The sequence below is a fragment of the Paenibacillus psychroresistens genome (genome assembly GCF_009728935.1).
Classification (GTDB): Bacteria; Bacillota; Bacilli; order Paenibacillales; family NBRC-103111; genus Paenibacillus_AC; species Paenibacillus_AC psychroresistens.
The window spans coordinates 4,677,482-4,690,477 of record NZ_CP034235.1; the positions used below are offsets into that span (position 1 = coordinate 4,677,482).

The 12,996-nt window shown below is 40.6% G+C and carries 14 protein-coding genes; 3 read left to right on the forward strand and 11 right to left on the reverse strand.

Translation table 11 applies throughout. The annotated features are described in order from the left end of the window. Nucleotides 1-90: 90 nt before the first annotated feature. From EHS13_RS21455 to EHS13_RS21475, 5 genes are all read right to left on the reverse strand, one after another. Nucleotides 91-2,397 (reverse strand): helix-turn-helix domain-containing protein, encoded by a 2,307-nt coding sequence (locus EHS13_RS21455; protein ID WP_227013466.1) that lies wholly within the window; start codon nucleotides 2,395-2,397, stop codon nucleotides 91-93. Nucleotides 2,398-2,498: 101 nt separating this feature from the next. Next, complete coding sequence (locus tag EHS13_RS21460; RefSeq protein WP_155702351.1) at nucleotides 2,499-2,822, reverse strand: hypothetical protein; 324 nt, start codon at nucleotides 2,820-2,822, stop codon at nucleotides 2,499-2,501. A gap of 21 nt (nucleotides 2,823-2,843) precedes the next feature. Beyond that, a complete protein-coding gene (locus EHS13_RS21465; protein ID WP_155702352.1) occupies nucleotides 2,844-3,542 on the reverse strand; it encodes a pirin family protein in 699 nt (232 codons plus the stop codon). Nucleotides 3,543-3,557: 15 nt separating this feature from the next. Continuing rightward, nucleotides 3,558-4,013 (reverse strand): MarR family winged helix-turn-helix transcriptional regulator, encoded by a 456-nt coding sequence (locus EHS13_RS21470; protein WP_155702353.1) that lies wholly within the window; start codon nucleotides 4,011-4,013, stop codon nucleotides 3,558-3,560. Between the two features lie 11 nt (nucleotides 4,014-4,024). After that, the gene (locus tag EHS13_RS21475; RefSeq protein WP_155702354.1) at nucleotides 4,025-4,792 is read right to left on the reverse strand and encodes a pirin family protein; all 768 of its coding nucleotides are present in this window, start codon (nucleotides 4,790-4,792) and stop codon (nucleotides 4,025-4,027) included. Nucleotides 4,793-4,989: 197 nt separating this feature from the next. Here EHS13_RS21475 and EHS13_RS21480 point away from each other — a divergent pair, with 197 nt between their 5' ends. Together EHS13_RS21480 and EHS13_RS21485 are read left to right on the forward strand one after the other, a co-directional pair. Then, nucleotides 4,990-5,577, forward strand: a complete 588-nt coding sequence (locus tag EHS13_RS21480) for a TetR/AcrR family transcriptional regulator (RefSeq protein ID WP_155702355.1) — start codon at nucleotides 4,990-4,992, stop codon at nucleotides 5,575-5,577. Nucleotides 5,578-5,609: 32 nt separating this feature from the next. Beyond that, on the forward strand, nucleotides 5,610-6,356 hold the full coding sequence (locus EHS13_RS21485; protein WP_155702356.1) for an SDR family oxidoreductase: 747 nt from the start codon (nucleotides 5,610-5,612) through the stop codon (nucleotides 6,354-6,356). Nucleotides 6,357-6,419: 63 nt separating this feature from the next. Here the strand turns inward: EHS13_RS21485 and EHS13_RS21490 are convergent, their stop codons facing one another. Continuing rightward, complete coding sequence (locus tag EHS13_RS21490) at nucleotides 6,420-7,265, reverse strand: aldo/keto reductase (protein ID WP_155702357.1); 846 nt, start codon at nucleotides 7,263-7,265, stop codon at nucleotides 6,420-6,422. Next, nucleotides 7,262-8,497 (reverse strand): MFS transporter, encoded by a 1,236-nt coding sequence (locus tag EHS13_RS21495; protein ID WP_405083515.1) that lies wholly within the window; start codon nucleotides 8,495-8,497, stop codon nucleotides 7,262-7,264. Before EHS13_RS21495 ends, EHS13_RS21490 begins: the two co-directional genes overlap by 4 nt. 127 nt (nucleotides 8,498-8,624) lie before the next feature. Here EHS13_RS21495 and EHS13_RS21500 point away from each other — a divergent pair, with 127 nt between their 5' ends. After that, complete coding sequence (locus EHS13_RS21500) at nucleotides 8,625-9,020, forward strand: winged helix-turn-helix transcriptional regulator (RefSeq protein ID WP_155702359.1); 396 nt, start codon at nucleotides 8,625-8,627, stop codon at nucleotides 9,018-9,020. On the opposite strand, the gene EHS13_RS21505 is transcribed toward EHS13_RS21500, so the two are convergent. The 4 genes from EHS13_RS21505 to EHS13_RS21520 form a co-directional block, all read right to left on the reverse strand. Beyond that, nucleotides 9,010-9,672: an NAD-dependent epimerase/dehydratase family protein gene (locus EHS13_RS21505; RefSeq protein WP_155702360.1), complete on the reverse strand. Its 663-nt coding sequence runs from the start codon at nucleotides 9,670-9,672 to the stop codon at nucleotides 9,010-9,012. The two genes, EHS13_RS21500 and EHS13_RS21505, sit on opposite strands and share 11 nt — an antisense overlap. Nucleotides 9,673-9,832: 160 nt before the next feature. Further along, on the reverse strand, nucleotides 9,833-11,131 hold the full coding sequence (melA, locus tag EHS13_RS21510) for an alpha-glucosidase/alpha-galactosidase (protein WP_155702361.1): 1,299 nt from the start codon (nucleotides 11,129-11,131) through the stop codon (nucleotides 9,833-9,835). A gap of 40 nt (nucleotides 11,132-11,171) precedes the next feature. Next, the gene (locus EHS13_RS21515) at nucleotides 11,172-12,056 is read right to left on the reverse strand and encodes a carbohydrate ABC transporter permease (protein WP_155702362.1); all 885 of its coding nucleotides are present in this window, start codon (nucleotides 12,054-12,056) and stop codon (nucleotides 11,172-11,174) included. A gap of 25 nt (nucleotides 12,057-12,081) precedes the next feature. After that, a complete protein-coding gene (locus EHS13_RS21520) occupies nucleotides 12,082-12,981 on the reverse strand; it encodes an ABC transporter permease (protein WP_155702363.1) in 900 nt (299 codons plus the stop codon). Nucleotides 12,982-12,996 lie beyond the last annotated feature (15 nt).

A 12,996-nucleotide genomic window follows, 5' to 3' on the forward strand; every position in this document is an offset into this window, starting at 1 on the left:
GGGGGCAATTGACCGTACTTACGTCCAATTCTCCAACAAAAGGGGTACTCAAAAAGAAAAGCCCTGACTGTAATGCAGCCAGGACTTGAGTTAATCTACAGATTGCCGATAGGAGCTTGGAGAAACACCCCATACACGTTTAAATGCTCTCCGGAAGGAGTGCGAACTATTGTAACCAACCCGTAATGCAATTTCATCGACGTTATATTGATTTGTACTTAATAATGCGGCAGCATGATCCATTCTTACTTTTTCTAAATGATCGGATAAATTAGTTCCTGTTACCTCTTTAAATAGCTGTGAGATATATTTCTCAGGGCGTTCTACTTGTTCAGCAATCCGATATAGGTTTAAATCGGCATCTCCATACATTTCAGAGATGTATTGATTGATTTGTTCGACGGTTTTAAGATGCACATCGTTCTTTTTACTTGTAATGATCCCGCACAAGGCTTCCATAATCCCATCAATTTCTCGTTTGATCAGCTCAATGGCCTCATTCTCTTGAATCCCAATGATCCGATTTTTAACATTCTCAAAGATTGTTGACTCGAGAAAGGCTTTTTGATCAAGCAATTTAAGCAAGGTACCTTTTAACTCCCCGATCAATTGGTGCTTCATTTCCACGGATAACTCTCTATTCTCGGTATTCTGAGTGATTATGGAGAGTACGATTCGCTTAGCTTCGTCAATATCCCCTACTCTTATCGTACTTATTAAACGTAACTCCATATCTATAGGGTAATAGTAGGTTGCACTTTCCATTTGAGAATCACTGAACCAAAGAATGCCTTTTTTGTTTACATAAACGGCATACTCTAGGGCTTGTCTAGCTTGTTCAAAGGAACGGCTGACCTCCATTACCGATGAAAAAGGTTCGCCCAAGGCTGCAGTTATCGTTATCTTGTATTCGTAGAAAATATATTGCATAAGCTTCTCGAGAATAGCAGCAATTTCATTGCGTTCCAGAGTTTTACCCGCTTCACCATCGCTTATCGTAAATAATGTGACAATTCGGTCAGCGCCTAAATCTGTCATTTGAATATGGCTGCCAAAATCAAGCAAAACCTGCTTCAATATTAGCCTTGCTGCGCTTAATTCATTAAGAATTTCTACACTATCCATACCTGAATAACCTTGGATCTGGAGAATGCCTACATAACCTGTATTCAAATTTAATCCTGTATCTGCTTGAGACGCTGCCGCTGTAGTTTCATCACGCGTTTGAAACTCTCCGGCAATCAATCGTTTCAAAAAAGCATCTCTAATCAAGGGGAATTGTCGGTTCAGCTCAGTTTCTAAGCGTTTGTTATTCGTAATAATTTTAGCTATATTACCTTGTAAAAAATCATATTCATTCCGTCCAACTATTTCCTCTTTACCAAATTGGTCCTTCATCACACTAAGGAGCCTATTAATAGGCACACTGTTACGGTATGAGAGTACTAGACCAGCCAACAGGCCAATCAGTAAGGCAACTCCAGTAACCAACCAGGAGATATATTTAATTTTATTGGCATTTTCCATTAGCGATGCTTTAGGAATTCCAGCTCTATAGACCCATCCGTTGGTTTTCGAACGGGTTGTGATCACTAAGTCATCGCCATAAAATTGACTAACCTTCCCTTTATCGAAATGGGAATCTGCCGATAGCTTCGCAATTGCTTTATCATCGATCCCTTTCTCACTAATCGTATGCCCTTCTGCATCACTGATATGTGTCCACCCGCCATAACGTTCAATCAAACCCGATAGCAGATTTGCGATAATTTTCTCGTCAATAATAACTACCACAACTGCAGGTGATGTACTGCTATAGGTTCCCAAAGGAAGCGATTGCATATAAGTAATCACTTTGGACTGCGGTGTTTTTTTATAAGTAAAGTCTCCAAGCGGAGTAATTTCACTATTATGTGTTTTATCTAAAATATTCTTCTTCCACTCTTCAAAAGTAACGTCATTATAGCGAGAATCCAAATAAAAGTGCTCAGGCCTAAAGTAGGCAGTCCCCTGAGTCAGCACAACATTGTAGTTTTTTAAATAAATGTAGAAGTTCTGTAAGAAATCATTGATTTGGGTAAAAGCCATATTATCGGTCATGACCTGCCATATTCCATAAACGTTGGTTTTGTCTGCTCCGGGATTTTCGTTCATCAGCACATTTAGTTCTCTGTTTAATCCCAATTGTCTGGTGAATCCTGCTACTTCTGCCATTCTCTGTTCTAGAATTTCTTGTGCTTTTTCAAGCTGTGTAACGCTATTCTCGATCGAAACCGACTGCGTAACTTCAATCGAAGTTCGGTACGACATATAGCCTGCAATACTTGGTATGATCAAAATAATCAAATAAGATGTTAAAAATCTGCGAAATACTCTTGAATTTTTAAGCACAAGCATCCCCCCTGCCATTAACAATATATCAGTCCTGAGAAAAAAGACAACCCCCAAATTAATAGCGTGGGATTGCCTTTACATACTTTGCAATATATTCCATGACCTTATTTACTAAATTCATCTGGTACATACTCGATTTTGGATTCAGCCTCTATAGACAGCTCTTGGGCTTGTTCATTATAATCCACTATACCCTTGGTATAGAACCAAATCTTTTTGGTCGGCAAATCTTCATAATCCTGAAATAAAAAAACATTTAATTCTGTTTTCCATTTGAGGATTTCTTGGACATTCTCGTCTAAACCCACTTTTATGATAAATCTCCAGCCCTCGCCTTGATTGGAAACGAAATACTCTAAGGGGTTATTCCCTGTATGAATAAAAGTTCGACCTCCAACAGCATGCTTGACCAACAATACTTCATTCATCTTCAACCCTCCAATTCAAATTTACGGCAGATCGATCAGCATCAGAAACGCAGCTTCTTCAGCGCGGATGCTCAAATGAGACTGGGATTCAATACGTGCAGTATCGCCTTCATCAAGCTTTGATTCATTTACGGTTAAACTACCTTCAATTGTAAAAATAAATATTCGCCGGCCTTCCGCTTGCTGAAAGCTTAACTCTTTTCCTTTATCCAAACGGCTTAAATACAGCGTCATGTCTTGATGAATTTTTACAGTATGTTCAGATCCAATTGGATCAAGTATCGGAAGCAAGGCATTATGCAAATCTGCTAGATCATAACCACTGATTTCAAATGAAGGCTTCAAACCCAACTCATTAGGCATAAACCATAGCTGCAAAGCATGAAGCTTTTCTGTTGCAGAATCATTATATTCCGCATGGATAATCCCCGAACCAGCTGTCATCCGTTGGACTTCCCCGACAGAGGTTACTTTAATATTGCCTAAATTATCTTCATGTCTAACAGCACCAGCAAGGACTACTGTCACAATCTCCATATCACTATGTGGATGTGGTCCGAATCCAAGCCCAGCTGCCACCTCATCATCGTTACACACTCGCATAACTCCAAAGGCTGTATTATTAGGATCAAAATAATCCCCAAATGAAAAGCTTAATTTGACCTTCAACCAGCCTAAATCCTTCTGGTAACGCGACTCCGCCGGAAACACTTCAATCATGTAATCCCTCCTTGATCAACTTTGGCTTTCACTTGCACCATAACCGATTTTTTTAAGTAATGCAATAAGCACAAGCTTCTCTTCATCCGTCACAGAAGAAAGATTCTCAGAAATGACCTGTGCGTGCTTTGGAAAAATATCCGCAAAATGCACTTGCCCTTCCTCTGTAAGCATTACATTGGTTTTCCGACGATCACCAGGAACTGATGCACGTTGGACAAAAGCTTTTTTTTCAAGTTTATCTACAACATATGTAATGCTGCCACTTGGAATTTTCAGCTTTTCACTAATTTTCTGGATAGGCAACGGGCCTTTACTATAAAGCAGTTCAAAAATCTGAAATGTCTCCGCATCCAACCCATATCGATTAATATCATTTCTCAGGTTCTCAAAAAGGACATCTGCCATTTTTCTAATTATACGAATGAGTCTCAAATCAAGCTCTTGACGAGCATATTCGTTATCTGACATTTGAATCCCCCTTACTTGCGCTTATGATACAAAGGATAGTCGACTTTGGTCGGAATTTCAATGAAAATAATTCTTAGCTTTTCTCCGCTAGCTTCAAGCTTAACTTCATCCTCTTCATCCGATTGGAAAACGATAAAGTCTTTGTGCTCGAAGGATTGAGCCTGCTGGCCAATTGTCTTGAATGTTCCTCCGCCTCTAATTGCCAGTGCCGCAATAGTCCAGTTTGGCAATATGCGGTGTACGAAGCTTGCTCCTTTTTCAATTTCTATATCAATCATTTGAGCCTCTGTTACCATTTCGACAGGTGAACCTTCACCCAATATGGTCTTAATCTGGACTCCGTTAGCTGTAGATATGGGAAATTCTTCATGCTTGAATAAAGCATAAGTAGGTACTCGTTTTACAGCATCATTCAAGTTGGGCTCCAGCCAAATTTGAAAGCCTTCGTAACCAGCTTCAACACTTTCAGCATGGGAAATACCTGATCCGGCCTGCATTAATTGAATATCACCAGCTGTCATAGTGCTTTCTGTCCCTAATGTATCTCGATGTGTGCCTTGACCAGCTAATCCATAAGACATAATTTCAAAGCCTTGATGGGGGTGAAAACCAAGGCCAGATTTAGAATCTGCAAGCGCCCATGACCAATAAAACAGCGGGCCTAATCTATTAATCGTCGAACCTTCCCCTGAAAACCCAATCGGCTTTTGTACAATAATCTTCCCCTCATCAAACTCGCCTTTACCCTGGTCCTTTGGATTCATAATTTGTATGTTCATAAAAATAACCTCCATTTAGTTACACTATTATTATTTATTCTAATACTAGGATAATTAATTGTCAAGAGAAAGACTAGAGGTTTATTAAGTTTAATATGTTTGAGTATTTATAGTTACAATTATAATATTATGTAACTTGTAAGTTGTATTCGCATATGCTAATATAAGTTTAAATCAAAGAAAGGAATGAAGTTGCTATGGCGGATTTTCCTTTAAGCAAAGAAATTATTTTAGATAAGGCAGAGGAAGTTTTGCGACGGTTTGGGCCTGCAAAAGCCAATTTGTTAGATGTCGCTAGAGCACTTAATGTAAGCCATGCAGCAATCTATAAATATTACAGCAGTAAGACAGCGCTTCGTGATGCGGTCACCGAACGCTGGCTTGATCGCATAACTGAGCCAATGAATGCCATTATTAGTTTGAATCTGCCTCCAGAGGTTAAGCTGTTCCAGCTCGTTGAGCATTTAATTAAGAGCAAACAACAGAGCTCTTTAGCTGATCCCGAAATGTTCGCGACATACGCAACTCTTGCTTCAGAAGCAAGAGAAGTCTTAGAGCTTCATCTCACACATATCGTTGATCTTCTTACTCTTACAATTGAACATGGAATTACAGCTGGAACCTTTAACGGAATAGAACCTAGGGAGACGGCTCAAGCTATTCTTATAGCAACCAGCCGCTTTCATCATCCCTCCCATGCTCAGGATTGGCTAAATCCAGAAATTCATTATTCATTTAACGTTGTGTGGAATTTATTAATGAAGGGTCTCACCCAGCGAAGTTAAACCAAACAATAAACTTATTGGAGGAATAATCAATGAAACATCAACCCTTATTGGAAAAAGTAGCTATCATAACTGGAAGCTCACGTGGAATAGGCAGATCTATTGCTTTATTATTAGCTTCCCAAGGAGCCAAGGTAGTTATCAATTACTCTGCCGATCAAGAAGCAGCCGATAAAGTTGTCCAAGAGATCGAAAGCGAAGGCGGCACAGCCATTGTTATTCGTGCTGATATTAGCAAGGTTGCCGACATCGAGCAGCTGTTTAATCAAACCATTGCTACATATGGAAAAATCGATATCTTGGTCAATAATGCTGGTGTGATGGCAACTAAGCCGATCGATCAGGTAACAGAGGAAGACTTCGATAGACAATTTGCAATAAATGTAAAGGGCACTTATTTTGCTATTCAGCAGGCAGTTAAACATATGGGTGTAGATGGACGAATTATTAATTTCTCCACCTCTGTCGTTGGCTACATGTTTCCGACTTATAGCGTATATGCAGGAACCAAGGGTGCTGTTGAACAATTCACACGCCAATTAGCAAAAGAATTAGGACCCAGAGGAATTACAATTAACACAGTTGCTCCAGGTCCCGTTAATACTGAGCTATTTACTACCGGCAAATCAGAGGCACTAATTAACCAGCTTGCTAGTACAAATTCATTTAATCGGTTAGGTGAGCCTGAAGATATTTCCTCTGTGGTTGCATTTCTGGCAAGCAATGATTCTCGTTGGATTTCAGGTCAAACCATTCGTATTAATGGCGGATCAGTTTAAGCTATTGAGGCAATTAGTTTTAGAAAAAACCCCCAAAGCTTTGGGGGTTTTCAGTATGATCCCTTAAAAATTAAAGTTGTCCGGGTCAGGTCCAACTCGACGATTCTCGTTTAATCCGTCTATTTGCTGCATATCTTCAGGAGTCAGATTGAAATCAAACAAAGCTGCATTCTCGATAATCCGCTGTTCTTTAGTCGATTTCGGAATGGTGACAACTCCATTTTGCAAATTCCAACGCAGAATTATTTGAGCGACTGATTTCCCATGATTCAAGGCAATATGGAGCAATACAGGATTATCTAATAATTGCCCTTGCATTAAAGGTGACCAGGCTTCGAACTGAATTCCCTGCTCCGCACAAAAAGCTCGTAATTCCTTCTGTGCTAATCTCGGATGATGCTCCACTTGGTTGACCATCGGCCGCACCTTCACATCCTGCAGCAAATCCTTGAGATGTCCAATATGAAAATTGCTTACACCAATAGCTCTAGTTTTTTCAGCCTGATAAATGGTTTCTAAAGCTCTCCATGAATCTTTATACTTCCCTTTTACTGGCCAATGAATGAGATATAAATCCAAGTAATCGAGTCCAAGCTTAGACAAGCTTTTGTCAAAAGCAGCCAAAGCTGTCTCATAGCCTTGATCAGCATTCCAAAGCTTGGAGGTTATGAATAATTCCTCTCGCGAAATTCCTGCATCTACAATTCCTTGACGAATTCCTTGTCCAACTCCTTCTTCATTTCCATAAATAGCAGCTGTATCAATACTGCGATAACCATTTATAATCGCCAGCCTTACTGCATTTACAAGCTCCGGACCTTCTTCAACTTTAAATACCCCTAAGCCTAGCCAAGGCATCTTAACGCCATTTGCAAGAATTGCAGTATCTTTTATAGATTCGATTTTCATTTGAATGCTCTCCTTTTTAATTGAAATTGAACGTGCTTTCTTTCAATAGCTCCACTCCAGCCGCTTAAAAGCACAGCACCAAAAACCATCAAGCCGCCAATCCAAGGTGTATGAATAAGTCCGATTGAGTCAACGATTAAGCCGCCCACTAGTGCACCAATTGCAATCCCTAAATTAAAGGCAGCGATATTCAATGCTGAAGCAAGATTTACGGCTGAGGGTACGTGCCTTTCCGCTAGCTTGACCACATAAACCTGTAAACCAGGTACATTCATAAAGGCAAACAATCCGAGTAAAATGATCGTCGCCGTTCCGGCAAGCTTAAATGGTGCTGTAAAAGTTAGAATAACCATAATGATCGATTGCGCAACAAACATCCAAAATAAAAATTTAATCGGGTTTTTATCAGCCGCTTTACCGCCAATCACATTCCCAACAGCAACGGCAATTCCGTAAATTAGTAAAAGGATACTGACTGAGCTTGGAACATATCCGGTAATATCCTCAAGAATCGGCACCAAGTAAGTGAAAGCAACGAATGTCCCGCCATAACCTAAAGCTGTTATTGAAAAAGCTAACAACAAAGGACCGCTGCGCAAGACCTTTAACTGATCACTCATCTTTGCCGGTTTAGCTTGTTTTGAGCTTTTAGGAACCAATATTGAAATGGCAATAATAGCAATTACCCCTAAAGCAGCAACACCCCAGAAGGTTGTTCTCCAGCCAAAGGCCTGTCCGATAAATGTACCAAGTGGAACTCCTGTAACAGTAGCTACGGTAAGGCCTGTGAACATAAACGCTATTGCACTTGCTCTTTTATGTTCGGGTACTAAGTCGGCCGCAATCGTTGATCCTATAGAGAAAAATACCCCGTGCGAAAATGCAGTTACAATCCGGGCCACTAATAATAAGCCAAAGCTTGTAGATAGAGCAGCAATTGAATTCCCGATAATAAAAGTAACCATCAGGAGCAAAAGCAAGCTTTTTCGATCCATTCTATTGCTTAATGCTGTTAAAATCGGTGCACCAAATGCAACTCCCATCGCATAACCAGAGATTAATAAGCCAGCTACTGTAATGGATATATTCAAGTCATCTGCTAGAGACGACAATAAACCAATGGGAACAAACTCAGTGGTGCCAATTCCAAAAGCAGCAATCGCTAAAGCAAATAATGCAAACGCACCTCCTTTTTTCTGCGCAATAGATATGGGTTTCTGAACTGCGTTCATACAATAACCTCCGTTCTTTTCTAGTAAAAATTCTACTTGAATGTTATTATGAACGGAAAACAATGAAATAAACAGTACGCACTTTCAAGTGCCTAGAAACTAAAAAGTGCCTATGGGGGATATAGCTATGAAAAAATATAACATTCCGGTTGAAGCTGCATTAGAGGTTATTGGAGGGAAATGGAAGGTAGTCATCCTTTGTTTTCTGACTAAAGGGGAGGGAATTCTCAGAACGGGCGAGCTGAGGCGTTTAATGCCAGGTGTTACGCAAAAAATGCTTACTCAACAGTTAAGAGAGCTAGAAAAAGATGGCATAATCCTTAGAGAAACCTATGATCAGGTCCCGCTTAAGGTAGAATATTCTTTAACGGAATATGGCCGCTCACTTACACACATACTAGATGCATTATGTGCTTGGGGCGAGCGGCATATTGAGAATAATTACCCAGATAAAACAGCTGTATTATTAAGCTCAGATGAATTAGATTATGAGATCAGTCAAATGTATCCGGTTAGGATTTAGCCAATTTCACGATATCCTTGCTCTCTAGAATAGATTTGTCATACCCTTTAGTGACAGTATGAATCATCGCAATGCCAATTTCCTTCAGGGATGAAGTAACGCTTGGGAAAAATGCCTTGAGAATGGGATTAAGCCACATCAATGCGTAATAATATTTATTCGTATTTTTTAATCCCTTGGTTGGATGAATGTAGGCAGGCCGAAACATGTAAGCTTTTTTGAAAGGCAGCTGTAGGAGATGATTTTCCGTTCTGCCTTTCACTCTTGCCCACATGCTTTTTCCCTTCTCTGTACTATCCGTCCCCATTCCAGATACATAGCAGAACACCATATCTGGATTCAAACTTGAGAGCATTTCTGCCATATGGATAGTAAGATCAAACGATAATCGCGAGTACTCATCCTCCTTCATACCAACAGAGCTTACACCCAAGCAAAAGTAGCAGGCATTATAATTGCTTAATTGAGATTTGATTGCCGATAAATCCAGAAAATCCTTATGAATGATTTCAGTTAGCTTGGAGTGTGTAACTCCGCAGGGTCTACGATTAATCACTAAAACATGCTCCACATCAGGATGCTGCAGACATTCATGTAAGACCCCTTCGCCTACCATTCCTGTAACTCCTGTTATAATCGCTCTTATTTTCAAGATAAACCCTCCCCATTTCCGATTTAGATTGTTGTAAAAATAGCCGTATTTTCGCTTGAGCTTTGCTCTATAATAAGCGATCGTTCGATTAAAGTCAATTTGAGAAATCAAAAACAGGCCTTAACCTGATGATCAGGCAAGACCCGTTTTTAAAATCGATTTACTTGAAAACTGGAAGCCACTCTTTATGTGCTTCAAGAAGCTCGTCGACCATGCTGGTGATATCCGCAATGGACAGCTCCGCAGATGTATGTGGATCTAGCAGCGCTGCATGATAAACATGCTCGCGTTTACCCGTTAACGCGGCTTCTATCGTCAGAAGCTGAGTATTAATGTTTGTCCGATTAATAGCCGCACATTGCGGTGGAAGACTGCCAACATAACAAGGCGTAATCCCGTTGGCGTTGACAAGACAAGGTACTTCAACCGTAGCTTCTCTCGGTAAGTTAGCGATAAGCCCCCCGGTATTTAATACATTCCCTGCAATTTCATAGGTCCGATTCGTTTCAATCGCTTCCATAATGTATGAGGCATACTCAAACGTCCGAACATGAGTCTGCTGTTTATTCTCCAGCTGCTCTTGCATGTATTGCTTCCAGTATTTCTCGCGATTAGGTCCCCATTCTTTATACATGCCAGTGTTAATTCTGAAATCTTCCATCAGCTCTGGATAGCGGCTTTTAATGAAGTAAGGCAAATATTCAGCAGCATGCGTACTCGATTCCGTTACATAGTAGCCAAATGTTTTCATAATCTCGCATCTTACCATATCGCCATGTTTTTCCGTTCTAGCTAATGCTTTTGCCTTAATCTCCGGGTAAATATCTACCCCGTCCTTCTCCAATTCCAGCAGCCATGCTTGATGATTAATCCCGGCAATACGTGCGCGGACATTATCTGTGTTAATCCCAAACGGCTCAAGCAGATCCTTGGCACAAACCTGTACACTATGGCATAAGCCAACTGCTTTGACATTCGATCCATGCAGAATCGCTCCAGTAACGCTGGCCATTGGGTTGGTGTAATTCAATAACCAAGCATTGGGGCATACTTCTTCCATGATGCGGGCATAATCCAACATTACTGGAATTGTCCGCAGTGCTCGAAAAATACCTCCCACACCAAGGGTATCAGCGACGGTTTGTGTTAAGCCGTATTTTAAGGGGATTTCAAAGTCAGCGAGAATCGTTGGATCGTAAGGGCCAACCGCAATCGCATTAACCACATAATTGGCGTTAGCTAGCGCCGCGCGCGGATCGTCATAAGCAACTATTTTCGCTTTTCCACCTAAATTAGCACTGAGGGTTTTTAAGAGCAATTCGGATTGCTTTAATCTAATTGGATCGATATCATACAAGGCCATTTCGGCAGACTCCAATGCTGGGCTGAGCATGCAGTCTCCCAGTACATTACGGGCAAATATTGAGCTTCCTGCTCCAAGAAAAGTTATTTTTGGCATATGATCATTCCATTCTGTGTGATTTATTTTGTAAGTTGAGTTAACCTTTGACACTGCCTAACATAATGCCCTCAGCAAAATACTTTTGTAAAAAGGGATAAACCAGCAATACAGGCAAGGTTGCTACAAAAACCTGAGCTGCACGCGAGGTTCTTTCGGAGACAGTGGCAAGTGTTACTTGGTCTGCTGAGGATAACAAGCTTATATCCCGATTGACAACAACAGTTTGCAGATAGCTTTGCAGTGGATAATGGATTGGATTATTCATCAGAATTAAGCCTTCAAACCAGGAATTCCAATGGGTGACGATACAGAATAAAGTTAGTGTGGCAACAGCCGGCATAGACAGTGGCAAGGCAATTTTCCACAAGGTTTGCCAAGCGCTGGCTCCATCCATTAAGGCAGATTCATCGAGCTCTGGCGGCAATGACTTAAAGAAATTTAGCATGAGGATGACATTAAATACAGGTACAGCTCCAGGTAGAATCAGCGCCCAGAAAGTATCCATAATACCTGTAGCTTTAATGGTCATGAACCACGGAATTAGCCCGCCGCTGAATAATATTGTAATGACAAAATACCAAGCATACGTATTGCGGTATCTAAAAATTCGTTTATCTTTAGACAAAGGATAAGCAATAAGGATCGTGAGCAGCATATTCACTGGAACTCCTACAGCTACCCGCTTTAATGAAATCAGAAATGCAGTTATAAATTCAGGCTTATTCAGCACAAATTGATAGGATTTTAAAGTGAAATCAATCGGCCATAGCTTTACCAGACCCGCGCTTTCCGCTGTACTGGAGCTAAAAGAAATAGCCAGCACATTGATCATTGGAAGCAGACAAGCTGCTGCTATCAGGATTAAAAACGTATAATTAAAGACGGAGAAAACTGTTCCGCTCCATGATTTATGCGTAGTCATGATGTTTGCCTTCCTTTCCTTTCATTTAAAAGATACGATGATCCGTATACCGATAAGCTAATGCATAAGCTACGCCAAGCATCGTAAATGAAACGACGGACTTAAATAATCCAACGGCTGTGGCAACACCATAATTTGCGTCAACCATCCCGAGTCTGAAAACCAGTGTGTCGATAATATCACCCGTTTTATATACCTGGGGACTATACAAATTGAATACTTGCTCAAAACCAGCGTTAAGCACATTGCCCATACTGAGGATAGTCATCACCATAATAATCGGCAGCAAGCCTGGCAAGGTAACATGAAGTGTTTGTTTAAGACGTCCTGCCCCATCCATCTTAGCTGCTTCATAAAGCGTGGGATCAATCCCTGTTAATGCTGCCAGATAAATGATCGTACCATAACCAAATTCCTTCCAAATATCAGTCGAAACCAAGGTATACGGAAACCAGCTCACATCGCCTAGAAAATAAATCGGTTCGATCCCAAACCAGCCGAGCAATTGATTCACTATCCCCGAAGATGGCGATAAAATATCAATTATGATACCGCTGAGAATAATCCATGATAAAAAATGCGGAAAATAAATAATCGTTTGTAAGCTTCGTTTGAACCAGCGTTTTCTAATCTCATTTAATAGCAATGTAAATATAACGGGTATTATAACACCTAGCACTATTTTCATAATTGCAATGAAAACGGTATTCCACAAGACTTGGAAAATGTCCGGTAGATTCAGCATAAATCTGAAGTTAGCCCATCCAACCCAAGGGGATGTAAACATCCCCTTCGTTGGAGAAAACCGTTCAAATGCCATAATTATACCCGCCATAGGAACGTAGCTATAAATGAACACCAGTATAGCGCCCGGTAAGATCATGAGGTGAAAAGGCAGTTCCCGCAACGTTCTTTTTCTTAGCATAATGGCCTCCTATCA

Coding starts and splice junctions, on each gene's coding strand:
- EHS13_RS21455 (WP_227013466.1), bottom strand. CDS start 2,397: ATGCTTGTGCTTAAAAATTCAAGAGTATTTCGCAGATTTTTAACATCT.
- EHS13_RS21460 (WP_155702351.1), bottom strand. CDS start 2,822: ATGAATGAAGTATTGTTGGTCAAGCATGCTGTTGGAGGTCGAACTTTT.
- EHS13_RS21465 (WP_155702352.1), bottom strand. CDS start 3,542: ATGATTGAAGTGTTTCCGGCGGAGTCGCGTTACCAGAAGGATTTAGGC.
- EHS13_RS21470 (WP_155702353.1), bottom strand. CDS start 4,013: ATGTCAGATAACGAATATGCTCGTCAAGAGCTTGATTTGAGACTCATT.
- EHS13_RS21475 (WP_155702354.1), bottom strand. CDS start 4,792: ATGAACATACAAATTATGAATCCAAAGGACCAGGGTAAAGGCGAGTTT.
- EHS13_RS21480 (WP_155702355.1), top strand. CDS start 4,990: ATGGCGGATTTTCCTTTAAGCAAAGAAATTATTTTAGATAAGGCAGAG.
- EHS13_RS21485 (WP_155702356.1), top strand. CDS start 5,610: ATGAAACATCAACCCTTATTGGAAAAAGTAGCTATCATAACTGGAAGC.
- EHS13_RS21490 (WP_155702357.1), bottom strand. CDS start 7,265: ATGAAAATCGAATCTATAAAAGATACTGCAATTCTTGCAAATGGCGTT.
- EHS13_RS21495 (WP_405083515.1), bottom strand. CDS start 8,497: ATGAACGCAGTTCAGAAACCCATATCTATTGCGCAGAAAAAAGGAGGT.
- EHS13_RS21500 (WP_155702359.1), top strand. CDS start 8,625: ATGAAAAAATATAACATTCCGGTTGAAGCTGCATTAGAGGTTATTGGA.
- melA (WP_155702361.1), bottom strand. CDS start 11,131: ATGCCAAAAATAACTTTTCTTGGAGCAGGAAGCTCAATATTTGCCCGT.
- EHS13_RS21515 (WP_155702362.1), bottom strand. CDS start 12,056: ATGACTACGCATAAATCATGGAGCGGAACAGTTTTCTCCGTCTTTAAT.
- EHS13_RS21520 (WP_155702363.1), bottom strand. CDS start 12,981: ATGCTAAGAAAAAGAACGTTGCGGGAACTGCCTTTTCACCTCATGATC.